The organism is Treponema sp. OMZ 906, assembly GCF_024181185.1.
In the GTDB taxonomy this organism is placed as follows: domain Bacteria; phylum Spirochaetota; class Spirochaetia; order Treponematales; family Treponemataceae; genus Treponema.
The window spans coordinates 2,388,604-2,411,203 of record NZ_CP051196.1; the positions used below are offsets into that span (position 1 = coordinate 2,388,604).

A 22,600-nucleotide genomic window follows, 5' to 3' on the forward strand; every position below is an offset into this window, starting at 1 on the left:
GCTCTTTTCACAATATATTATATTATCGCATTAACAGCATAACAGCAAAAAGTGCACCGGACACCATAAAAGCTGTAAGCGTCATTGCAACAATCCCTTTTAGAAATCCGATAAAATGAAACAGATAATCTTTATTGCCTACGCAGTTTTCGGTTCCCGGAAAAATGAATAATTTTGAAGTGAGTACACATATCATTAACCAGTCTACAATGGTTAAATCAACTACATTCCATATCATCGACATAATCCACAGATGGAAAAAGACGGTGATGAACGAGACACTTTTGGCACCATAGGTATAAAGTACCGACAAAACAGCCGTACCGATAATTACTAAAAAACTGCAAACAAAAAAGACAATGCTCTGTCGTTTTTGCTTTTTATCCGGTGGCGGTATATCGGCACATTGTACTACGTCTTTCGGATAGTCATGCGCTATCGTCCATGGAAATTTGCGAACTGAAACCGACACTATTATCATCCACACTACCGACCAGACAAAACCGTGAATAATTGCTGTGTTTATTTGTAAAACCATAATATTAGCTTCTTTATTCATACTGTCTGTTACCCGCAGCGTAGGCACCGGTATCTATATCGAGGACTTCGCGCACAGGCTGTATAAGCGATTCTTCGTAGCGGCATATCCATCGTTCAGGCGGTGCAGAACCGTCCGGTATGCCGTCAATGGTGTCGCCGGTTTCTATGGGGTTATCATTTATTAAAAGATACAACGCGGTGTTGTATGCATGATTTACCATCAGGTTCGGATCAAGTCCATGAAAATGATATTGTATGTCGGGCAAGAACAACAAGCTCATGCCGAGCGTATCGACAAGCATATCTTCGCCGCCTTGAATAGTAAAAAAGCGGACGTTCACGGCAAATTGAATAAAACGGTTTTCACGGGGAAGTGCATGGTTGCGGATAGTTTCTGCAGTAAAAAGTTTTCCCGAATTTTCAAAATAAACGGCAGTACAGTCAGGGAAAAGCTCGACCAGTGCCTCCGTAAAATCCATATCGAGTTCAGCTCGCTCCGATGCGGGAAGCGCCGCCGCCAGCATATCGGTACCGATGAGTGCATATCGGCATTCGGACAAAATAGCATCTTTATCGTCTCCGCAGTCCCACATCTGGCTTTTGGTAAAATCGTCAATGGTATTTTCATCAAAGGCGGCGGGAGCAATCATCAGCATGGGCGGATACGCCCCATCCTTAAATTCCGCCCGATATCGAGTGGCGGCAAACTGCGCTACAGCAGTGTCCGAATCGTACGAAAAACATTCGGCATCTCCCAAGCGCTTTTGCATCACCGCTTCCATCTGTTCCCGAGCCGGCATTGTTACCGGCGCTTTAAACAAGAGCTTGACAATAAAAATGCCGCCGACTTTTTCTTCTTTGGTTAAATCCTGTTGAAAAATCTTATCCATATTTCACCTACCCTTCTCTTCTATTTTTGAAAGTATGAAAAAACCGTTACGCGTTTATAATATTTTTCTCAAAAAAATCGATTGCATTTTTAAAATCGTTTTCGTTCGGTCGACCTTTGTTTAAACCGCCGATGAGTTTTAAAGGGCCGAAGGTATCGAAACCTTTACAGCCGAATATACCCAGACAGATCTTTCCGTTTTGTTCGGTTCTTTTACGCAGCGTTTTTTCAAACCCTGCATTAACCGCTCCGGCGGTGTAAATAAAAAACAACTTTTGTACGTCGCTCGCAAGTGCTTGTTCAAATAGTGTATCGACCGGTTTTGCAAATTTAAAGTAAAAAATTCCGGAGGCAAAACCGACCGTATCATATCGCTTAAAATCATCGGGATTAAAATCGACAGCTTTGATCAGAACCGTTTCGGGGTACTTCTCTTTTATTTTATACAGCACTTTTTCAGTGTTCCCGTGGTGTGTTGAACTGTATACAATGCATACATTACTCATAGCATAATTCTCCTTCATTATTTATATAGCCGTATCGTTTGGGGTATACGGCCGAGAGGTCTTTTTCCAAAATAATATTTCCATCATTTAATCTTTTTTGTGCAACCGTTCGATATGCAAAATCGATTGCGTTGCTTTTACAATGATAAAAACATTCTCCGCATAAGATACAATTTTTTTGATCTTTTATCGATACCTTACCATCTGCAAAAATAAAATTGTTAACAGGGCACACTGAAATACATTTTTTACATGCACGGCAGTTTTCTTGTATAATCGATACGGTTTTAAACTTTGCATGTATTTTTTCTTGCGAAAGTATGTTCAGCATAAGACGCATAGGGACTTTGGTATATGCAAAAGAACTGCTATTGTCTTGTATATGTTCCATATGCAAACATAAATTAAAAATAATACTTATGGTCTTCTCTATTAAGCGTTCTTCCGCGTCACCGGGCTTGTGCTCCAGTATTTTGGTACGAAAAAATCTGCTCAGTGTATGAAAGGAGGCAAGTTTTATTCCCAAAACCGGCACATATTTTTTCTTTTTTAATGCACGCCCCATCTCTTCCAATGCAATAAATGAATGAGCACCTCCGTACGTGATAAACGGAACGGCAATTTTTGAACGCTTTTGATCCGGTTCAGGCAGCGCTTCAAGGATGCGCAATACATGAGTTTCCGCATGTCCTGCGTATACCGGCGCGCCTGCAAAAAGAGCATCGAATTCTTGTAAGCGTTCTTCCAAGATTTTTTGCCTTTCGGATTTTGAGGCAAACAACAGGTTATCATCTTTTGTAATATTTATGATATCCGCTGTGCCGCCTTTCTCTTCGATACTCCTCTGAATCATGCGTGCAGCAGCCAATGTGTGTCCCGAAGGACTAAATACAATGATAGCAGCTTTCATAGTAAACCCTCCCATACGCCTTCATTTGAGCTTAAATCGGGAATATTGTTATCTACCAATTCTGCTAAACGAGCAATTGCGTCAAATTCTTTTTTTGAGAGTGAATTTAAATACGCTGCAAGTTTCTCGTTAAAACCGGCATGAAATTTTTCGTGATTGTTATACGCAACGATTCCTTCTTTCGTCAGCTTAAAATAAACGGTTTTTTTGTTATCCGCTTTTTTATATTTTTCTATCAATTTTTTCTTGATCAGCTTATCGGCGACTTGCGTTACAGCGCCATTTGTAATACCGAGTTTTTCCGAAAGCTCGGAAGCGCTGTGTCCGCCATCCAAACCTATCGCTTCTATAAAATGAATTTCACTTTGGTACAAAGTATGCTGTGTACCGAAAGTCCTCGGTCTTTTATCATTAGCGTTTATTTTATACTGAATTTTTACCGTCCGTTTTATGAGATTTTCTACATTATTCATTGCATTGTCCTTTTTATTTTAGCTACTAAAATAAAAATACATTAAAATGCAGTCGATGTCAATATGTTTTAGCAACTAAATATTTTAATACACTAAATCAGTTTCATCAACTTCCAATTTAAGACCAAGCAAGAAGAACTTAACTCCTGCACGGATTGCAAAAAGTTTATTGTATTCCACCGGTTCTTCTTCCCAAAACCACGATGGCAATTTTAATTGAAATGGCAGCATTCCTATGATATAATCTAATTAATTTATAAAAGAAATTGAACACGTCCATTCAACGGATAGCTTACTGAACCGCTTGGAGATAAAATGAAAAAATCACTTTTAATCATAGCACTTCTGTTCGCCTCATTCGCGGCATTTACTGACGACGGCGGCTCATACAAGCCGGAGGACTGGACTTACGGGAACATCTATGTCAAGGAGCCGAACGACAAAATCGCGCTGGAGCGAGAGCTTCTGGTTGTGGAGCATACGTATATCGGTGAATATGACAGGAAGAGCGACACGTTTCATAAAACCAGCGGGCGCGAAGTAACCGCACGCTTTGATTTTCTGAACACCACGCGGGAGCGCGTCACCGTGCCGTGTGCATTCCCTGTGGTGGTAAAGACACAAGTCAGCGTAAAAAAAGATGGTACTGTTTCCGCCGAAGTGCCTGTAGGAAATGGCTACATGGCGAACGAGACGGTGATAGCTATTGCGTTCGGAAAAAGCGGCATCGAGGGCACTGCAAAGGAGGCACTTCTCTCGCTCGACAAAAAACTCCGTACACTTTCGGCAAAAGACTACCTCGCAGAGCTTTCACGCACGGAGCGTTCCGATTCAGTCATGAGACCGTGCTCCATAGAACAGGATGGGAACAGTGTTCCGATCCTGACCGTGGGAATCGAAACAACGGTGGAAAAGGACGAGGAAGGTACGAACTACATTTCGGAAAATGACTGGCATGATGTAAAAGAACTCTACACACTCACGCTCGTACTTCACTTCTATCATGAGCTGCACTTTGCACCGGCGGCACGGTCAAAACTTTCGGTCAAATATGACATCGATTCGGTAAAGAAAAGTTACCGTGGGGACACCTATGCGCTAACCTACGACATCTCCACAGGAGGCACATGGAAAGGGGCGATGAAAAGCTTTGTGGTGCTTTCCGACGGCACAATGACTGCGCACGGCTCTCAGGCAAATTTCGAAGAAACGGAATTCGGAGAGCTTTCGATAAATGGGGTTGACTTTAATCTATATACAGTAGAGAACTACAAACCTCAGAAAGGCGAATACCTCGTGTTCAAAACCAAAACGCCGTACCGCGACGGTTTTTCCATAGTGTGGGAACGGCAAGATGGCAGGCAGACATTCGTCAAGGGAGTCCGCTCGTCTTCCGCCTACAAAGGTTCGTACAAAATCGCGGGAGATGGCGAACACACCAACTTCTCCTATCAAAACGAAGACGCTCACCTTCGCACATCAGGTTATGGTGTGGAAACTTCGTTCGATGGAATCCTTTTCAACGGCTGGGTCGAGGGGCGTGCAGGTGACGGGATCGGCGAGTGGATTGAGTTTACACTAATAAAAGCCGCGCTTGGTCCTTTCGCCTCAAACGGACTCGCCCGATTCGCGGGGAGACTATACAGCGATTATGGCTCCGGCGACCCGGATTTTACCGTCTTCACGAAATCAGGCTATGCGGGGGCTACATGGCAAGAGAACAACCGCGTAAAGTCGATGATGCTCACTTCCTCCGCGCTTCAAAAGCCGATTGCACTCGAACTTGCAGACATCTTCCCCGCCACTATGAACGATTTTTCACACCAATGGATAGCGCTGAACGCAGTGAAAAACCCGCTCATCCTTCCGAAAGGTAACTACCGCATGACTATTCGAGGCGTGTATAAGGGCGAAAAGTACGACGACACCGCTATCGGCGAAGTGTGGTTTCTGCCGCTCTCCGCCGCCGCAGAAAGAATCCTTACTGCTGACTGTAATAACGATGGCTTTTACACCGCCCCAATCACAGACATTGTGCAAACTCATGTTGCACACTATGTTTCGCGGCTGGCAGCAATACAGCAGGACGAAGAGGGACAGTGGGGAAAATAAGATGAGTATCAAGCGCTGTTTAAGGCGATACCTTACCGGTAGATTAAATCGGATAAATCAACTATCATTGTACATACTGATAGGAGGAAAGATAAATGAAGAAATTAAAATTTATCACAGCAGCGACAGCCATTATTGCAGCGGCTTTGTTTTGTACCGCCTGTCCGGACGGATCAAGGGCTGCCGAACAATTTCTTACGGGTTCCTACGGAACATACACATGGGCAGAAAATGATCTGACTATTACCAGCAATGAAAGCAATTTTGAAAGACACTTTGCAGGGGCTGGGGTACACAGCGTTACACTTAAAAAAGAAAGCGTAAGCAGTAGCGACTACCTTACAAGCGGAAAATACAGTCTTGATGCAAAAAATATAGACGGCGGTGTCTGGAAGGGTATTTTTTATTTGAACGGGAAAGGCTTCCGATACATTACGATTACGCTTAAAAGCGACGGCCACTGTACGGTTCAGCCCGGGTTATCGGTCGAAGAAGGGATTAAATTCCCGGAAGATTTGAAGATAAAAGGGAAATTCACGCAGGCAAACGGTCCGGCAGAAATGATATCTTCTACCGGTATGCCGACATACACTACGATATTTTTTAACAGTATTAAACACGGTTCTTTGGAGACTACGTGGGGAGAAAGGGAAGTCGGAACCTTTACGGATTGTCAGACTCAAGAAAGCACCAATACCGGGGGTAAAATAACTACGAAAACGTGGAAGGGATCGTCGCAGCTATTCGCAAACGGAACTGCTACCAACGTGTATTACAAGAAAATTTATAAATACAATACTTCAAACAATTTCATTTCCGGCGAATTTGAAATTTTTATTCCGAAAGATACGGTTCTGCCTGCCGTACTTGAGTAACAGATATCCCATCCGGATCCCCATCTATGCGTTCCTGCTGTACAGTCAAGTTTTACTGCACAGCAGGATTCCTGTACAACCGGTTGTTCCCTTCCTTTATTCATAATGTCAGTTGCCCACACCGTAGGCGTCGAACCAATTTTCATTTTCGACTTCCGTAATTGTCATTGGGGCAATCACGTATACTTATTCTGTTGATACTGTACATCTACTTGCACAAAATACAAGATAGCTACCGTTTACTGAACAAGAAACGGTGTCAAATATACCGGCTTCTTTTGCAAGGCTCCTTCCGTACTCACATCTTTTTGAGACAATACATACAGAGCGCCGATATTTGTCGAGAATTTTTTTGCAAATGCACCGATTGATTCGTGCCTACCCGTTCCGGACGACTTTACTTCAAACACTGCTATTTTATTGCCATTTGAAATTAAAAAATCAACTTCGTAGTAATGGGTACTTCCGGATTTCTCCCATGCGTGATAGTACAGTTCACGTCCTGTTGCCGTAATCATTTGTGCAACCGCATTTTCAAGAAAAAACGGCAGCCTTGACTTTTTACTGCTGTTCGGCTATTATCTCCTATCTTTATAAATAAGGAGTGTGTTCACGTGCCCTGCGGAAAAAAACGGAAGCGACAGAAAATAGCAACGCATAAACGAAAGAAGAAGCTTCGAAAGAATAGACATAAGAACAAGTAATAAATAACCTCTAAAAATACGATTAAACTTTTTAGAGGTTTTCAGTAATCTTGCATCCTTCTTTATTATATCCGTATATACGTAAGTATATAAGCATAAGAAGAAAAGAATTTACTTATTCACAAGATTATTATAGGCGTATTGTTCTATCGCTTTCACTACGGTGAGAAAGGGCTTTGTTGAGTATCTTCACAGCCCTTTTTTTATGTATTCGGCAGTTCACTGAGCATCTACATGAATAAAAACGTACTCTTATCAATACGGGAACCGAAAGACCTGCAGTCTCTCTCTCGAGAGGAGCTTCGTATATTAGCGCAGGAAATGCGCAGCGTTATTTTGGAGACTGTAGGCGCAAACGGTGGACATCTTGCCAGCAATCTCGGTGTTATTGAATTGACTATTGCGCTGCATCGAGTATTTTCGAGTCCGAAAGACGCAATCATCTGGGATGTGGGGCATCAATCCTATCCTCATAAGCTCCTAACCGGAAGGTATGACAATTTTTCGACACTCCGCTTAAAGGACGGCCTCGCAGGATTCCCCAAACGGGAAGAAAGCCCCCATGATACATTCAATACAGGGCATGCCTCCACCTCAATTTCGGCCGCCGAGGGGATTCTTATCGGGCGAAAGCTGCAGCACCAAAACGGAAAGGTTATCGCTGTTATCGGTGATGGGGCTTTAAGCGGAGGCATGGCCTTTGAAGCGCTCCTAAATGTTACCCCATATACAAAGAATTTGGTTGTTATCCTCAACGATAATAAGATGTCTATCTCTCCGAACATACGGACAGTTTCCGAATACCTCAGCCGTTTAACCGTGCGGAAAGGATACCAGCAGTTTAAATACATCTTTGATACCGCTGTCGGCAAAATTCCGTTTTTAGGCAGGCGTATTAACTTTTTGATTCACCGGTTAAAGCGGGGCGCCAAGGGGATTTTTTACAGGAACAATCTTTTTGCCGATCTCGGATTTGAATATGTCGGGCCGCTGAACGGGCATAACGAAAAAGAACTTGAAAAAGTATTCCGTAATGTCAAAAATATCGATGCACCGGTGCTTATTCATGTTGAAACAAAGAAAGGGAAAGGTTACCCGCTCGCGGAAAATAATCCCTCCGCTTTCCACGGTATCGGACCGTTTAATATTGCCGATGGGAAAATTGAAAAAGCGAGTACCAACTCTTTTACCGAAGCATTTTCTCATATTATCACTGATGAGGCGGCAAAACGGGACGATATCGCCGCAATTACCGCTGCAATGGCGCAGGGGACAGGACTCCAGCAGTTCCAGCAGCAGTTTCCCGATCGTTTTTTTGATGTCGGCATTGCCGAACAGCATGCGGTAACTTTTGCCGCCGGACTTGCCGCAGCCGGTTTACGGCCTATCGCAGCCATTTACAGTACGTTTTTGCAGCGGGCAATCGATCAAATCATCCATGACGTTGCACTGCAAAAACTGCCGGTTATCTTTGCGATAGACCGTGCGGGAGCGGTTCCCTATGACGGCGAAACCCATCAAGGTCTCTATGACATCTGCTTTTTACGTAGTATTCCCAATATGACAGTGCTCGCTCCCGCCTCGGCAGCGGAAATGCGGGCGATGTTTGAATGGGCATTGCAGTTGGATGCACCGGTTGCAATACGGTATCCTAAAAATACATGCGCAGCGGAATGCCCCGCATTTTCGCTGCCGATGGAAACCGGTCGCGGCGTGTTCACCGTAACGGCAGAACACAGCGATGTACTGCTGGTATGTACCGGCGGTATATACCCGGAAACAGCCGAAGCGGCAGCGCTGCTTAGACAAAAAGGGATATCCGCTGATATATACAATCTCCGCTTCTTAAAACCCATCGACGAAGCTTTTTTCTTGGAAAAAGCAAAAAAATACCCTGCGGTACTCTTTATCGAAGACGGCGCATATATCGGCGGTGTCGGGCATTATCTGGAAGGTCTGGTTCAAAAACAACTTTCAGGCATAAAAACCGCAGTACGCGCTTTTCCCGACACCGTCTTTATGCAGGGCTCGCGGCAGGATGTTCTTGAATGCGCCGGACTAACCGGTGAGCAGCTTGCCAAAGCCGCATCGGCTCTCTGCCGTTAAGATACGAAGCAGCAATCGCACAGCCCTCCTTTTAAAACGCAGATGAGCCGCCTCCAGCGCTTTTGAAAATAGCCTGTCCGGCAGTGTACATCCGTGTACACTGCCGGACGCGAGTTTTTGCTCACGCAAAAACATCGCTACTGCTTAGCTTCCCCGCCATCCATGGCGGTACTGCATCGCCAGCGCTTTTGAAAACAGGCGATGCAGATGCACCTGCCTATTTTTACAGGGCAACCGCATTATAAAATATTTGCAGCGGGTGCCTTCCTTCTGTGCGAAATTTTGCTTAAAATTTCGCACATTTTTCCAGCAAAGGGGGAAACGCATCAGGGAAAATAGATAAAAATCGCGGAAAAATTGAGACTGTGAGACCATTTGAACCGCGAAGAGGTTCAACTCTGGTCGAATAGTCTCAATTTTTCCGCGGGGGTGTTAAAAAAACGGCCTGATGCGTTTCCCCTGCATATTTTCAAAAGCACTTGTATTCTCTCCTTTTTGCTTCTATAATAATAGCGTTATGCAAAGCCGAATTGGAGAATTATCTCGCTATCAATTTTCTCAAAAATGCCGTAAAGCACTTGACACGTGCAAAATTTCCGGCACAATTCAGCATTCAGCATTCAGCATTCAGCATTCAGCATTCAGCATTCAGCATTCAGCATTCAGCATTCAGCATTCAGCATTCAGCACTCAGCACTCAGCACTCAGCACAATGTAGCATCCGATAGCGTTCTCAGCCAAAACCAGATAAGCAGTCCGCTTTGTTCTGCACCACCCCCCTCTACGCTCAAAAAACATACTTCTGCAAAAACCAATTCCATATACCGGCGCTCGTTTACCGTTTTTTCAAGCGGCGCCCGGCTGCAATGCTATCATTTTCCCACAGTATTCGTATTAGTTCACAGCATCCTAAAAGGTTTAGTTAGCAGATTTTCAAGAGTACCTCATAATGAAGAATGGGGCTGTCAAAAAACCAACCAATTTTTGAGACTTCCTTATCGTCCATATATAAAACTATCAAAATCAGGAGAATTCTATGAATCATGATGCAAAGAAAAGTGTACGTCATTTTATGAAAACGCTCTCTGCCTGCATTGCACTCGTTGTAGCGGTAATGTTTTTCGGCTGTAAGCAGAATATGGGCAACGAAAGCAAAACGCCGGCTGTCCAGAAATTTGCGCTCACCTTTAGCGTAGACGGCGGGAACGGTTCCCTTGAAGCGAAAGTTGACGGTACTAAAATCAATTCAGGGGATCAAGTCGAAAAGGGGAAAACCGTTGAATTTACCGCAAAGCCATTTTCCGATTATAGTGTTGATACGTGGAGCATCGACGGCAACACCTTTGAAGAAGGTTCCGGCGCCGCAGGAAGCCAAACGGCAAGAGTAAAAATTACAGCGGGCACAACGGTAAAAGTGAAATTTAAACCTACCTTAACGGATCAAGAAAAGGTTGAAAAAGCAAAAGAGGCTTTACAACTCAGTTTTCAAAACGGAGATACTGCAGACAGCATAAGCTCTCATTGGCTGGATCTTCCTGTGAGTGGATTACATGACACTAAGATTAGTTGGCAATCAAACCGTGAAAATATAATCAAGATAAAGAAAGAAAATGAATGGAACAGTTACGGTAGTATTACTCGTCCCGAAGAGAATACGCAGGTAATACTGACGGCAACCATCACAAAAGGGGACGCTTCCGCAACAAAAAACTTTGATGTTACGATACGCGGCACAAATGAGGATGCGGTAATCAGTGCGGCAGAACAGGCGGTAAGATCGATCCCTTCATTTGTGACGAAAGATACGCCTATTCAGTTAAGTACCAAAAAAACGGTTTCTATTAGGAAGAGCGATAATTCTTCTGTTGAGGTTGAGGTCACTATAGAATGGAAGGCAGAACCGGCAGGGGTTATCTCAGTTTCGGACGGTACGGTTACACCGCATGAAACGGAAACAAAGAAAGTAAGATTGACTGCAACCGCAAAAAAAGGAAATGCCCAAGCCCAAAAAAACGTTACGGTAACCGTATATCCTAAAAACAACGAACCCGATCTTCAAACTGTTGTAGAGAGTATTGTCAACACAATACCGGACAAAATTGATGCCGATATTCAGCTGCCGCAGTCTCCCTCAGAGTATGAACTCACATGGACATCTTCTAATGACAGCATACTAAAGATTGCCGGAAATAGCGGGCATATTGAGACATGGGATTTGGCCGACCGGACGGTAACATTGACTGCAACACTGAAAAAAAATGCTACCGGTGAACAGGCAACAAGACCGAAAACGCTTACAATAAAAGCTCGAAAGAAGTTTACAAGAAAAGCCAATATCTATGGAAACGGTGGAACTTATGAATTTGACGGCAATAAGCTGACGCTGCGCCATGGAGACGATGAACCTACTGCCGTATACCGTGTGAGCATTGATGCCGTTGCCAAAACTATAACGGCAACAGTTGAATCAATTATTTATAATAGTAATATAGGCGATTATGCTTTGCTGAAACCAGAAAAAATGGCCAAAAAACACCTCGCAACCGTTGAACAACTATTTGATATGTACTTTTCTCTCTTTGAATTGCAGCAAATGCCGTTGGTTACACTGCAAGACATCAGAACCACCGTACACCAATTCCCGGATCAGCCTGACTTTAAGACCGATAAAGAGCTTTTCGAAAACTGGTTTCAACATTTGCTTTCAATGATGTCTTATGAAGAGTTTTCGAAAAAAACTAAGGAAGAACAGAGTGAGCTGCTTAAGACAGTATTAAAATTATGGCATGACAGTATCTACAAGACTTTTGGTTTTGACAAAACGGTTCCGCTTACAGAAGCGAGAGCAAAACAGAAATTATTCCTAAAAAAGGCTGTAGATGCTCACCTTGAAAGAGCCAAAAAGGTGTATGTATATCAGTACCACATTGAAGGAGAGGTCTTGCATACTAACGCACAGTATATCCCCAATACGCTGTGGTACCGGCAGCCGGGAAAATACAGCTTTCATGCGGAAAATGGCGAAATAAAGGATGTATCCCTATTGGTCAATATTGAATTAGATGGAACGACTTATAGTCACATAAACATCAAAAAAGCAAACGAACAGACGATGCAGTTTTTTGCAGGGAATTATGATGGCAGCTCGGCCTTTAAAGCAAAGAAAAGCGGCCACGGCATACCGGATGAAGAAATAGACGTAACTATTACCGGAGAAGATAAAAATGCTCACACATTGAGCGTGCAGATAAGCGGTGCACTTTCCTTTACAGGCGTCCTCACCTTTTCCGGAAAGCCTATCCCAACATCATGGCATGAATTTTAACGCTGTTCGGCTGCCTTTAAAACAGGCGGCCGATATATATCAACACTCTTTCCATCAGCCTTTTAAAACGCAGATGCGCCGCCTCCAGCGCTTTTGAAAATAGCCTGTCCAGCAGTGTACATCCGTGTACACTGCCGGACGCGAGTTTTTGCTCACGCAAAAACATCGCTACTGCTTAGCTTCCCCGCCATCCATGGCGGTACTGCATCGCCAGCGCTTTTGAAAACAGGCGATGCAGATGCACCTGCCTATTTTTACAGGGCAACCGCATTATAAAATATTTGCAGCGGGTGCCTTCCTTCTGTGCGAAATTTTGCTTAAAATTTCGCACATTTTTCCAGCAAAGGGGGAAACGCATCAGGGAAAATAGATAAAAATCGCGGAAAAATTGAGACTGTGAGACCATTTGAACCGCGAAGAGGTTCAACTCTGGTCGAATAGTCTCAATTTTTCCGCGGGGGTGTTAAAAAAACGGCCTGATGCGTTTCCCCTGCATATTTTCAAAAGCATCCTTGTAAATTTGTGGAAATGCTTGTACAATAAATACCAGCGTTTACTTTTTTGCAGGTAACTTTGGGCAGGTAGTATGGAAGTAAAGAAAGAGCGGTTCGGGATGCTGTCATCGGGAGATGCGGTATCGATTTTTACGGTTTCTAATGGCACAATGTCGTTTTCGGCAATCGATTACGGCTGCTGTATTACCGCGATTTTATTACCTGCTGCCAAGGGCGGATATGACGATATCGTGCTCGGCTATTCAACGCTCGAAGGGTATATCTGCAATAAACCTCATTTCGGTTCCATTGTCGGGCGATGTGCAGGTCGTATTTCAAATGCCCGCTTTTCTATAGAAGAAAAATGCTATACACTGACCCGCAATGACGGCGGGAGACATTGTTTGCATGGCGGTTATCCTCTGTATGGCAAGCAGTTGTGGCAAGCGGAACCTATTTCCGGCAGTGATGAGGCGGGTATCCGTTTTTCCAGAATAAGTCCTAACGGAGAGCAAGGCTTTCCCGGCGAAGTTCAGCTTACCGTTTCGTATACCCTCAACAAAAACAATACTATCACGCTTCGGTACGAAGCTCATACAACAAAGACAACTCCAATCAGTCTGACAAATCATACGTATTTTAATCTGAACCCTGCGGGGATGCAGGATGATGGAAGTTATGTTTCAGTGTTGAATCATCAAGTTCAGCTTTTGGCAAGTCGCTATGCAGAGGTTGACGCTTTGCTTATACCGACCGGCACGCTGGTGCCCGTAGCAGGGACGCCGTTCGATTTCCGTACGCCGAAGTTGTTATCACAGGATTTTGCTCAATTGAAAAACGGCTATGACGATACATGGCTGCTCGATGCGGATGGTGCGGACGATGTTCCGCTTGCTGCGGTTGTAACTGAGCCGGCGACAGGCAGAGCGCTGCGTATTTATTCAACACAGCCGGCAATTACGATGTATACCGGAAACTTTTTAAGCGGAGAGCAGGGCAAAAACGGTGATGTGTACAACAAGCATTCCGGCGTGTGCTTTGAAACTCAGCATATACCGGATTCGCCCAATCGTCCTGAATTCCCTTCCGTATGGGTTCATCCCGACGAAGTGTATCGGCACGAAACGCAGTGGCGCTTTACGGTTTAGTAGAGGACTGATAGAATAGAAATTGATCGAATCGATATATACGATATAAGAGAGGTGAGTTGATTATGGAAGTTCAGTTACAGGATCTTGTTGAAAAGATCAAGCAGGACGGTATTGCTTCTGCTGAACAGCAAGCTGCGGGTATCATTGCCGAAGCGGAGAAAAAGGCAAAGGCTATCGTTGCGGATGCGGAAAAAGAGGCTGAAACCTTGTTGAAGAAGACTGAAGTCGAATCCCAACGGTTTACAAACGCTTCGGAGGCTGCCGTTAAACAGGCTTGCCGCAATGCGCTCATCGCCTTTAGAGAAGGAGTTACCGCTTCTCTCGATGCCCTCATCAAAGCGGAAACCGCAGCGGCATATAACAGCGATGTACTCAAAACGCTGATTCCCGAAGCGGTAAAGGGTTGGATTAAAACAAACGAAGCCGATATTTCCATTATTCTGTCCCCTGAAGATGCTAAAAAGCTGGAAAGTGCTTTGCTCGCTGCGTTTAAGAAAGAGGTTGAAAAAGGCATCGAGGTTAAATCCGATGCACAGCTTGCAGGCGGCTTTAGAATTGGGGTAAAGGACGGTTCGGCATACTATGATTTTTCTGCAGAAGCGGTTGCCGATTTGTTTTCCGCCTATATCAGCTCACGCGCTGCACGCCTGTTGAAGGATGCGGTAAAGGAGTTATAAGGAGTGGCTTCATACTATTATTTGATGGCTCAGCTGCCGTCAATTATGCCGCACACCGACCCTCCGCTTTCTTACGCGCAATTTAAAGAGCTTGCCCTGCGGTTTTTAACTGAAAAAGATGCCGCCGTGCTGGAATCTTTAACGCTCGTTCCGCCCCGCGAGGCTGTCCATACGGCTTCTGCTGTGGTGAACGAATGGTATGCGTTTGAACAAGAACTGCGGTTTGCGCTTGAACAAATACGCGCTGCAAAGCTGAAACGGGATGAGCGGATTGCTCCTGCAGAAACACCTGCTTCCGCCTTTGATATCGGCGCTATTGTGCGCGGGGTTTCCAACATCGATGACCCCTTAGCGGCGGAACGGTATTTGCTGAATGCGCGGCTTGCGGCAGCGGATCAGCTGCGGAAACTGCATTTTTTTGATAGCGAAGCGGTTTTCGGCTATGGAATTGTATTACTGTTGAGCGAACGGGCTTCAAAATTTAAGATGGAAACCGGCCGCACAGAATATCACTCAATTTATACACAAATTCTCGGAGAAAAGATATGAGAGGAACGAAAGGAAAGGTAGTCGGTATTAACGGGAATATGGTCAGCGTTGAGTTTGACGGTCTGGTTACGTTAAACGAAGTTGGCTACGTCCATATCGGCGACACCAAATTGAAGAGCGAGATCATCCGTATACGCGGCTCCGTTGCTCAGATGCAGGTATTCGAAATTACGAAGGGTATCCGCGTCGGTGATGAAGTTGAGTTTACCGGCGATCTCTTGTCGGTTGAACTTGGGCCGGGACTGCTCGGCAGAGTGTATGACGGTTTGCAGAACCCGCTCCCCGACCTTGCAGAAAAGGCGGGCTACTTTTTGGAGCGCGGTATCTATTTAAATGCGCTTCCTACCGAAGCACAGTGGGATTTTACGCCGGTTGCACAGGTCGGCGATACGCTCGTGCGCGGCGATGTGCTGGGAACCGTGCCGGAGGGGAACTTTACCCACCGGATTATGCTTCCCTTCGGTATGTACGGCACATACACGCTTTCTTCCATTAATCCGGCGGGACAGTACACCGTACACGAAACCATTGCGGAAGTAATCGATGAACGCGGGAAAAAGTACCCGCTTACGATGAGCTTCCGCTGGCCGGTAAAGCGTGCAATCGACTGCTATGCCGAACGGCTCAAGCCCTCCGAAACGCTTGTTACCAAAATCCGCACCGTAGATACCTTCTTCCCGGTAGCAAAGGGCGGAACCTACTGTATTCCGGGGCCGTTCGGCGCCGGTAAAACCGTTTTACAGCACGCAACCAGCCGTAACGCAGAGGTTGATATCGTAATCATCGCCGCCTGCGGTGAGCGCGCCGGTGAAGTTGTAGAAACCTTAAAAGAATTCCCTGAATTAACCGACCCCCGCACGGGACGCACCCTAATGGAGCGGACGGTTATCATTTGTAATACATCGTCAATGCCGGTTGCGGCGCGCGAGGCTTCGGTTTATACCGGCGTTACCCTTGCCGAATACTACCGCCAGATGGGGCTTGACGTTCTGCTCCTTGCAGACTCCACCAGCCGCTGGGCGCAGGCTTTACGCGAAATGTCCGGACGCTTGGAAGAAATCCCCGGTGAAGAAGCCTTCCCCGCCTATTTGGAATCCTACATTGCAGCGTTCTATGAGCGCGCCGGTATTGTCCGTTTAAAGGACGGCAGCAAAGGCTCCGTAACGATCGGCGGCACGGTTTCCCCCGCAGGCGGTAACTTTGAAGAGCCGGTTACGCAGGCAACGCTCAAAGTTGTCGGCGCTTTCCACGGACTTTCCCGCGAACGCTCCGATGCCCGTAAATATCCCGCCATCCACCCGCTCGATTCATGGTCGAAATACCCGAGCGTACTCGGCACGGCACAGGTGGAATACGGCAGAGGAATGCTCCGCCGCGGTACCGAGGTCGAACAGATGATGAAGGTTGTCGGTGAAGAAGGTACCAGTATGGAAGACTTTATTGTCTACTTGAAGGGAGACTTCCTCGACGCGGTTTATTTACAGCAAAACTCCTTCGATAAGGTTGACGATGCCGTTTCCGTAGAGCGCCAGCGCTATATTTACAAACTGATCCTGCGCATATTGGGTTCTCAGTTCTCCTTTAATACCAAGGATGAAGCCCGCGCATACTTTAACAAGCTGCGCCAGTCCTTTATCGACTATAACTATTCGCCGTGGGAATCGCCGGAATTTAAGAAGCACGAAGCAGCTATTACCGGAGCGCTTTCCGATAAGGCAACAGGGCTGGATGAAAAAGCGGCAAAACTCATAAAAGAAGCGGAGGCACATCATGAAGAAAGTGTACAGTAAGATTGAATCCATTAACGGTTCGGTTATAACCGTCAAGGCTGAAGATGTGTCCTACGGGGAGCTTGCACAGGTACAGACAAGCTTTGGCGCCTCGCTTGCACAGGTCAATAAGCTGGATAGAGGGCTTGTTTCGCTACAGGTATTTGCAGGCGGACGCGGCGTTTCCACCGGTGATGAAGTACGCTTCCTCGGTCGGGAAATGCAGGTAAGCTTTTCCGATGACTTACTCGGACGTATCTTTAACGGTTCGGGTGAGCCGCGCGACCAAGGCCCGATGCTCAAGGATAATATGGTAGAAATCGGCGGCCCGTCCGTAAACCCGTCCAAGCGTATTATGGCAAAGCGCATGATCAGAACCGGTATTCCGATGATCGACGTATTCAACACCCTCGTGGTTTCCCAGAAGCTACCGATTTTCTCAAGCTCCGGTGAACCCTACAACGAACTGCTCGCACGTATCGCAATGCAGGCTGAGGTTGATGTCATCGTACTCGGCGGTATGGGACTGAAATACGACGACTACCTCTATTTTAAGGACACGCTGGAAGAAGCAGGCGCGCTGAGCCGCACGGTGATGTTCGTACACACCGCCGCCGACCCGACGGTAGAATGTTTGATGATCCCCGATATGTGTCTTGCAGTCGGTGAGCAATTCGCACTCAAAGGCAAGGATGTCCTCGTCCTTTTAACCGATATGACCAACTTCGCCGACGCGATGAAGGAAATCGCCATTATACAGGAGCAGGTTCCGTCAAACCGTGGTTATCCCGGCGACCTTTACAGCCAGCTTGCCGCCCGCTATGAAAAAGCGGTTGACTTTGACGATGCCGGTTCGGTTACCGTTCTTGCCGTTACCACCATGCCCGGCGACGACGTAACGCACCCCGTTCCCGATAACACCGGATATATCACCGAAGGTCAGTTCTACCTTAAACACGGACGCATCGAACCGTTTGGAAGTCTTTCCCGTCTCAAGCAGAACGTCAACGGCAAGACCCGTGAAGATCACCGTGCGCTTATGGACAATATGATCAAGCTCTATGCTTCCTACAAGGACACGCTTGAGAAAAAGTCTATGGGCTTTATGATGAGCGAATGGGACGGCAAGCTGCTGAAATACGGTGAGCTTTTTGAATCCCGCATGATGGATTTGTCCGTGAACATTCCGCTTGAGGAAGCGCTCGATAACGGATGGAAGATTCTTTCGTCCTGCTTTACTCCTGAGGAAACCGGTATTAAGTCCGATTTGATCAAAACCTTCTGGCCCAAGGATGCGCAGAACAATCCCTCCGCGGATTAATGCGTTTCCTTCTATATTATAAGGAATAGCGATGGCTATTAAACTGACGAAAAACGAGCTGAAAAATCAAAAAGAATCGCTCAAGATGTTCCAGCGGTACTTGCCGACGCTTCAGCTTAAAAAACAGCAGCTGCAAACCGAAATCCGCACGATTGAGATGCATGCAAAAGAGGTTCGGCTGAACCGCGATGCGCTGCACAAGGAGTTTGAGCAGTGGATTGCCGTCTTCGGTGAAGCGGGAGTCTTTACGCCTGAAATCCTCAAGGTGAAAGAAGTGCGTACCTCGACGGGAAATATTGCCGGTGTTTCGATACCGGTATTTTCCGGGGCGGACTTTGAACGCAGCAGCTACGATCTTTTTACAACGCCGCTCTGGCTCGACATTGCCTGCGACCGGATGGAGCGGGTTTTATCGCTCGATCTTGAAGCCCAAATCCTCGACGAACAGGTTGCACGGCTCAACAACGAACTGCGTACCACAACGCAGCGGGTCAACTTGTTTGAAAAGGTAAAGATACCGGAAACAAAGCGGAACATCAAAAAAATTTCCGTGTATCTGGGAGATCAGCAGGTAGCGGCGGTTGTGCGCGGGAAGATTTCCAAGAAAAACTTGGAAAAGAACGCTCCGGATGAGGAGGAAACGGCATGATTTTACCAATGAAAAAACTGACGCTCCTTGTGCTGGATTCTCAGAAAAAGGCGGCTTTAAAAACACTGCGGAACTTCGGTGCGGTGCATATCGAAAAGGAAGCTGCTTCAAGCGATACCTTGACGGAGCTGCAGAACACATACGCGAGAGTACAGCAAGCGGAAGCATTGATTACCGAATCGCAGCCGAAAAAAGCGGAAAAAGCAAAGACTGAACCGCTCACATTGAACCGGAATGACCTATTGCAGGCAGTTGACGAGATTCTTGACCTCAAAGACCAAGAATCAAATACACGGGCTGCAATCAATAAGCTGACCGGCGACATTGAAGCATACAATGCTTGGGGGGATTTTGAGCCCAAAGATATACACAGCTTTGAAGAAAATGGCATCTATTTGACGATGGGTGAGCTTCCGGAAAAGTCATATACAGCATTGCCTGAAACGATTAAAACGGTACGGCTTGCAGGCGGCAAAAAAACAGTCCGCTTTGCGATAGTGTCCAAAACCGCAGATGTTCCTGCCGATTTGCCGTCCGATTTTAGTCCGCTTATTTTACCGGATATGCGGCTTTCGGCAATGCATACCGAAAGGGAACGGCTGCAAAAACAGCTGCCCTCATTCAAAGCAAAGATTGGGACACGGACTGAATTGCTTGCGCCGTTAAAGGCAGAGGCAAAAAAGCTTGCAAAAGAGATTGAGTTTGAAACCGTCCGTGCCGGTATGGAAGTCATTCCGCTTGAAGAAGATACGGCGGCTGCTTCCGGTATCGATAGCTCGGTAACGCTTGCCGCATCCGGCAATACTGCAAATGCTGCAAACGGCACTACCGGGACTGCCGCAAAAGAGCCGATACGGCTTGCACGGCTTTCCGGTTATATTCTTGCTGAAAAACAAGCTGATTTTGCAGGGCTTGCAAAGGCAAACGGCTGGGCGTTTATTGCAGATGATCCTGCTGAAGAAGATGCCGTTCCGACTGCCATGCGGCATAACCGGTTTGTACAGCTGCTTACCCCGCTAACGGACTTCCTCGGTACCGTGCCGGGCTACCGCGAACCTGATATTTCGCTCTGGTTCCTGCTCTTTTTCGGTATCTTCTTTGCAATGATTTTCGGGGACGCAGGCTACGGCGGCATCCTCGTGATCTTATCGCTCATCGGAATCGTCAAAGCAAAAGCGAAAGAGCAGCCCGCTCCGCTCGCTATGCAGATGTTCCTCTACCTCGGTGTCCTCACCGTTATCTGGGGAACTGCAACCTGCAACTGGTTCGGCATCTCGGTGGAGTACATCCCCGCATGGCTGAAAAACCTGTCCGTACCGGCTATCTCGAACGTAACGGAAGAGAGCATCAGAAATGCCAACTTGATGCAGTTCTGCTTTACACTCGGGCTTATTCAGCTGACAATCGGGCATATCATCTCGATTGTGCGGAATATCCGTTCTCCGCAGATACTGGGACACATTGGTTCCATTGCGATGCTCTGCGGAATGTATGTTGTAGTGTTAAGCCTTGTCGTCAGCGCCGAGCGGTACCAGATTAACCAGCCGGTAATGATTGCGGTAGGTGGCGGCTTTGCGCTCAACTTTATTTTTTCAAATTATCAAACCGGTATCGGGCAGAGTATCGTGGACAGCCTTAAAAATATCATCACGATGTTCTTAGGGGTGGTAAACGTCTTTGCCGATATCATGAGCTATATCCGTCTTTGGGCAGTCGGGCTTGCAGGTTCTGCAATCAGCGCGACAGTCAACCAAATGGCGGGGCCGGCGCTCGGCAGCTTCCTCATCTTTTTGGGCGTGCTGCTGTTATTCTTCGGACACGGCTTGAACTATATTATGAACGTACTTTCGGTCATCGTACACGGAGTGCGGCTTAATACATTAGAGTTTTCAAACCATGTCGGGTTAACGTGGGCAGGGTTCAAATACGAACCTTTTGCAGAATAAGGGTTCTAAAACGAGAAGCTTTTAAAAAGCCGACGTTCTTAGAAGATGTGATAAAACGCCGGTACGTCAGTATCGGCGGATAGAAAGCGGTAACGCTAACATTTCTTATTTCATACGCGGGAGCGGTGAGATAGATCGAGTAGATTATAAACTTGGAGGATTTCAATGAGTTTTGGTATGTTTGGTGCAGCAGCTGCACTCGGTATTTCGGCATTCGGATCGGCATTAGGGCTTGCTATCGCAGGACAGGGCACAATCGGGGCGTGGAAGCGGTGTTATTTGAATAATAAACCGGCTCCCTTCATCCTCCTCGCATTTGCAGGTGCCCCGCTCACGCAGACCATTTACGGCTTCTTGCTGATGAACAAAATGCTTACTTCAAAAGCGGATCCGTGGTTCCTGTTAGGTGTCGGTGTTGCGTGCGGTCTCGGTATTGCAGCTTCCGCTATTGCACAGGGTAAGGCTTCCGCAGCAGGTTCTGATGCGTTGGCGGAAACCGGTAAAGGTTTCGGTCAGTACATTACCGTTGTCGGTCTTTGCGAAACCGTCGCGTTGTTCGTTATGGTTTTCGGACTGATTAACTGCTAAGCGGTGTCCATTGCTTATTTAAAGCAGCACTGATTATTCCGTGTCGGAATTAGTCAGCGCTGCTTCCTTAAGGAGAAATACACATGAAAAAAAATATAGTATTCTGTTTCTTTGCTGTCGCTATTCTTTCAAGCTTGTTTGCAGATCATGATATAATTTTAGCTCCCTCCGTGGGGTATACATATACCAATGCCTTTACGGTGAAAAATCCTATCAATCCTTCATCGGAGAATATCGATTATTTTAAAGCTCACAACGGTTACCTTGAATTTACGGTTGGAGTTATTTTGGACAACGGCTTTACTTTTATTGAAGATGCCGGATTTGCAGCCGGCCCCGCGTATGTTACGGATAGCCAAATGCGTGTTCCTTCTTTCTTTTTTATATCCCGCTCTTTGCTAGGATATACGTTCAAGCCTACACAGAACTTGTATATTAATCTTTTAACAGGGCTCGGATTAACCTGGGGATATCCGCAGGTGCTGCAAGTAGGTATGCCGGTTAATATAGGTCTTTTTTGTTTTTTTAGTAAAAAAAGCGGCTTAAACATAACAGCAACGGATATGGTTGGAATCGGGTTTCCGTCTTTTTTAACAAATGCCTTTACCGTTAAAATAGGGCCTATTTTTAGACTGTAGCGTTATCAGCCATGCTGATAAGACAGCATTTTCGTTAACTGAGACTTACGCTCCTGCCTTTTTCAACTGTTCAAAGTTTTAAAGGTTCTGCAATTATGGCTTTTCTACTGCGCAGAGAATATTTTTGTAGCCGGTACAGTCCACGAGCTTTGGAACATCGGTGTGTATTATTATCTGTGAGGAAATACAAGCTTCGCGTGTACTGTATTATTGCTGTACTTTACGCTCGGCGTTTATTTCAGCAAACTGAATAGGGTATAGTACAAGATTAAGTTTACGCAGAAGTAGGAGGAAAGACATCGCTATCTTTCCACGTATTTCTTCACTTTTTTTCCAAAAACATAAAAATTATTAGCCGAAACGCCGTTGATGTCGCAT

The 22,600-nt window shown here is 46.0% G+C and carries 20 protein-coding genes; 13 read left to right on the forward strand and 7 right to left on the reverse strand.

Annotated elements, in window-relative coordinates; translation table 11 throughout:
• Positions 1-22 precede the first annotated feature (22 nt).
• Genes E4N69_RS10700 through E4N69_RS10720 form a run of 5 tightly spaced genes read right to left on the reverse strand, consistent with a single transcriptional unit; the run spans position 23 to position 3,318 of the window.
• Complete coding sequence (locus tag E4N69_RS10700) at positions 23-559, reverse strand: hypothetical protein (protein ID WP_253823820.1); 537 nt, start codon at positions 557-559, stop codon at positions 23-25.
• Complete coding sequence (locus tag E4N69_RS10705; RefSeq protein ID WP_253823821.1) at positions 552-1,430, reverse strand: DUF4261 domain-containing protein; 879 nt, start codon at positions 1,428-1,430, stop codon at positions 552-554. Before E4N69_RS10705 ends, E4N69_RS10700 begins: the two co-directional genes overlap by 8 nt.
• 46 nt (positions 1,431-1,476) lie before the next feature.
• A complete protein-coding gene (locus E4N69_RS10710) occupies positions 1,477-1,935 on the reverse strand; it encodes a flavodoxin family protein (protein WP_253714394.1) in 459 nt (152 codons plus the stop codon).
• Positions 1,928-2,845 carry a 4Fe-4S dicluster domain-containing protein gene (locus tag E4N69_RS10715; protein WP_253823822.1) on the reverse strand — a complete coding sequence of 306 codons (918 nt, stop codon included), beginning with the start codon at positions 2,843-2,845 and terminating at the stop codon, positions 1,928-1,930. The genes E4N69_RS10710 and E4N69_RS10715 overlap by 8 nt, the downstream gene beginning before the upstream one ends.
• Positions 2,842-3,318, reverse strand: a complete 477-nt coding sequence (locus E4N69_RS10720; protein WP_253823823.1) for a MarR family transcriptional regulator — start codon at positions 3,316-3,318, stop codon at positions 2,842-2,844. The genes E4N69_RS10715 and E4N69_RS10720 overlap by 4 nt, the downstream gene beginning before the upstream one ends.
• Before the next feature lie 315 nt (positions 3,319-3,633).
• Here E4N69_RS10720 and E4N69_RS10725 point away from each other — a divergent pair, with 315 nt between their 5' ends.
• Positions 3,634-5,430: a hypothetical protein gene (locus E4N69_RS10725; RefSeq protein WP_253823824.1), complete on the forward strand. Its 1,797-nt coding sequence runs from the start codon at positions 3,634-3,636 to the stop codon at positions 5,428-5,430.
• 95 nt (positions 5,431-5,525) lie between these two features.
• The gene (locus E4N69_RS10730) at positions 5,526-6,305 is read left to right on the forward strand and encodes a hypothetical protein (protein ID WP_253823825.1); all 780 of its coding nucleotides are present in this window, start codon (positions 5,526-5,528) and stop codon (positions 6,303-6,305) included.
• 239 nt (positions 6,306-6,544) lie between these two features.
• On the opposite strand, the gene E4N69_RS10735 is transcribed toward E4N69_RS10730, so the two are convergent.
• Positions 6,545-6,823, reverse strand: coding sequence for a hypothetical protein (locus E4N69_RS10735; RefSeq protein WP_253714398.1), 279 nt, complete (start codon positions 6,821-6,823; stop codon positions 6,545-6,547).
• A 420-nt stretch (positions 6,824-7,243) separates the two neighbouring features.
• Here E4N69_RS10735 and dxs point away from each other — a divergent pair, with 420 nt between their 5' ends.
• Positions 7,244-9,115 carry a 1-deoxy-D-xylulose-5-phosphate synthase gene (gene dxs / locus E4N69_RS10740; RefSeq protein ID WP_253823826.1) on the forward strand — a complete coding sequence of 624 codons (1,872 nt, stop codon included), beginning with the start codon at positions 7,244-7,246 and terminating at the stop codon, positions 9,113-9,115.
• A gap of 1,036 nt (positions 9,116-10,151) precedes the next feature.
• Entirely contained in the window at positions 10,152-12,440 is a 2,289-nt protein-coding gene (locus E4N69_RS10745; protein WP_253823827.1) for an immunoglobulin-like domain-containing protein, read from the forward strand.
• A gap of 16 nt (positions 12,441-12,456) precedes the next feature.
• On the opposite strand, the gene E4N69_RS10750 is transcribed toward E4N69_RS10745, so the two are convergent.
• Positions 12,457-12,606 (reverse strand): hypothetical protein, encoded by a 150-nt coding sequence (locus tag E4N69_RS10750; protein ID WP_253823828.1) that lies wholly within the window; start codon positions 12,604-12,606, stop codon positions 12,457-12,459.
• Positions 12,607-13,026: 420 nt separating this feature from the next.
• Between E4N69_RS10750 and E4N69_RS10755 the strand changes: the two genes are divergently transcribed.
• The 9 genes from E4N69_RS10755 to E4N69_RS10795 all read left to right on the forward strand — a co-directional run bounded on the left by E4N69_RS10755 (position 13,027) and on the right by E4N69_RS10795 (position 22,222).
• Positions 13,027-14,082, forward strand: coding sequence for an aldose epimerase family protein (locus tag E4N69_RS10755; protein ID WP_253823829.1), 1,056 nt, complete (start codon positions 13,027-13,029; stop codon positions 14,080-14,082).
• 65 nt (positions 14,083-14,147) lie between these two features.
• A complete protein-coding gene (locus E4N69_RS10760; protein WP_162664301.1) occupies positions 14,148-14,762 on the forward strand; it encodes a V-type ATP synthase subunit E in 615 nt (204 codons plus the stop codon).
• A 3-nt stretch (positions 14,763-14,765) separates the two neighbouring features.
• A complete protein-coding gene (locus E4N69_RS10765; RefSeq protein ID WP_162664302.1) occupies positions 14,766-15,311 on the forward strand; it encodes a hypothetical protein in 546 nt (181 codons plus the stop codon).
• Complete coding sequence (locus tag E4N69_RS10770) at positions 15,308-17,101, forward strand: V-type ATP synthase subunit A (RefSeq protein WP_253823830.1); 1,794 nt, start codon at positions 15,308-15,310, stop codon at positions 17,099-17,101. The genes E4N69_RS10765 and E4N69_RS10770 overlap by 4 nt, the downstream gene beginning before the upstream one ends.
• Positions 17,082-18,401 carry a V-type ATP synthase subunit B gene (locus E4N69_RS10775; protein WP_253714407.1) on the forward strand — a complete coding sequence of 440 codons (1,320 nt, stop codon included), beginning with the start codon at positions 17,082-17,084 and terminating at the stop codon, positions 18,399-18,401. The genes E4N69_RS10770 and E4N69_RS10775 overlap by 20 nt, the downstream gene beginning before the upstream one ends.
• A 31-nt stretch (positions 18,402-18,432) precedes the next feature.
• Positions 18,433-19,050 (forward strand): V-type ATP synthase subunit D, encoded by a 618-nt coding sequence (locus E4N69_RS10780; protein ID WP_253714411.1) that lies wholly within the window; start codon positions 18,433-18,435, stop codon positions 19,048-19,050.
• On the forward strand, positions 19,047-20,996 hold the full coding sequence (locus E4N69_RS10785; protein ID WP_253823831.1) for a V-type ATP synthase subunit I: 1,950 nt from the start codon (positions 19,047-19,049) through the stop codon (positions 20,994-20,996). Before E4N69_RS10780 ends, E4N69_RS10785 begins: the two co-directional genes overlap by 4 nt.
• 165 nt (positions 20,997-21,161) lie before the next feature.
• The gene (locus tag E4N69_RS10790; RefSeq protein ID WP_006187911.1) at positions 21,162-21,584 is read left to right on the forward strand and encodes an ATP synthase subunit K; all 423 of its coding nucleotides are present in this window, start codon (positions 21,162-21,164) and stop codon (positions 21,582-21,584) included.
• 83 nt (positions 21,585-21,667) lie between these two features.
• The gene (locus tag E4N69_RS10795; RefSeq protein ID WP_253823832.1) at positions 21,668-22,222 is read left to right on the forward strand and encodes a DUF2715 domain-containing protein; all 555 of its coding nucleotides are present in this window, start codon (positions 21,668-21,670) and stop codon (positions 22,220-22,222) included.
• The last annotated feature ends 378 nt before the right edge of the window (positions 22,223-22,600 follow it).

Coding starts and splice junctions, on each gene's coding strand:
- E4N69_RS10700 (WP_253823820.1), bottom strand. CDS start 559: ATGAATAAAGAAGCTAATATTATGGTTTTACAAATAAACACAGCAATT.
- E4N69_RS10705 (WP_253823821.1), bottom strand. CDS start 1,430: ATGGATAAGATTTTTCAACAGGATTTAACCAAAGAAGAAAAAGTCGGC.
- E4N69_RS10710 (WP_253714394.1), bottom strand. CDS start 1,935: ATGAGTAATGTATGCATTGTATACAGTTCAACACACCACGGGAACACT.
- E4N69_RS10715 (WP_253823822.1), bottom strand. CDS start 2,845: ATGAAAGCTGCTATCATTGTATTTAGTCCTTCGGGACACACATTGGCT.
- E4N69_RS10720 (WP_253823823.1), bottom strand. CDS start 3,318: ATGAATAATGTAGAAAATCTCATAAAACGGACGGTAAAAATTCAGTAT.
- E4N69_RS10725 (WP_253823824.1), top strand. CDS start 3,634: ATGAAAAAATCACTTTTAATCATAGCACTTCTGTTCGCCTCATTCGCG.
- E4N69_RS10730 (WP_253823825.1), top strand. CDS start 5,526: ATGAAGAAATTAAAATTTATCACAGCAGCGACAGCCATTATTGCAGCG.
- E4N69_RS10735 (WP_253714398.1), bottom strand. CDS start 6,823: ATGATTACGGCAACAGGACGTGAACTGTACTATCACGCATGGGAGAAA.
- dxs (WP_253823826.1), top strand. CDS start 7,244: ATGAATAAAAACGTACTCTTATCAATACGGGAACCGAAAGACCTGCAG.
- E4N69_RS10745 (WP_253823827.1), top strand. CDS start 10,152: ATGAATCATGATGCAAAGAAAAGTGTACGTCATTTTATGAAAACGCTC.
- E4N69_RS10750 (WP_253823828.1), bottom strand. CDS start 12,606: ATGTTTTTGCGTGAGCAAAAACTCGCGTCCGGCAGTGTACACGGATGT.
- E4N69_RS10755 (WP_253823829.1), top strand. CDS start 13,027: ATGGAAGTAAAGAAAGAGCGGTTCGGGATGCTGTCATCGGGAGATGCG.
- E4N69_RS10760 (WP_162664301.1), top strand. CDS start 14,148: ATGGAAGTTCAGTTACAGGATCTTGTTGAAAAGATCAAGCAGGACGGT.
- E4N69_RS10770 (WP_253823830.1), top strand. CDS start 15,308: ATGAGAGGAACGAAAGGAAAGGTAGTCGGTATTAACGGGAATATGGTC.
- E4N69_RS10775 (WP_253714407.1), top strand. CDS start 17,082: ATGAAGAAAGTGTACAGTAAGATTGAATCCATTAACGGTTCGGTTATA.
- E4N69_RS10780 (WP_253714411.1), top strand. CDS start 18,433: ATGGCTATTAAACTGACGAAAAACGAGCTGAAAAATCAAAAAGAATCG.
- E4N69_RS10785 (WP_253823831.1), top strand. CDS start 19,047: ATGATTTTACCAATGAAAAAACTGACGCTCCTTGTGCTGGATTCTCAG.
- E4N69_RS10790 (WP_006187911.1), top strand. CDS start 21,162: ATGAGTTTTGGTATGTTTGGTGCAGCAGCTGCACTCGGTATTTCGGCA.
- E4N69_RS10795 (WP_253823832.1), top strand. CDS start 21,668: ATGAAAAAAAATATAGTATTCTGTTTCTTTGCTGTCGCTATTCTTTCA.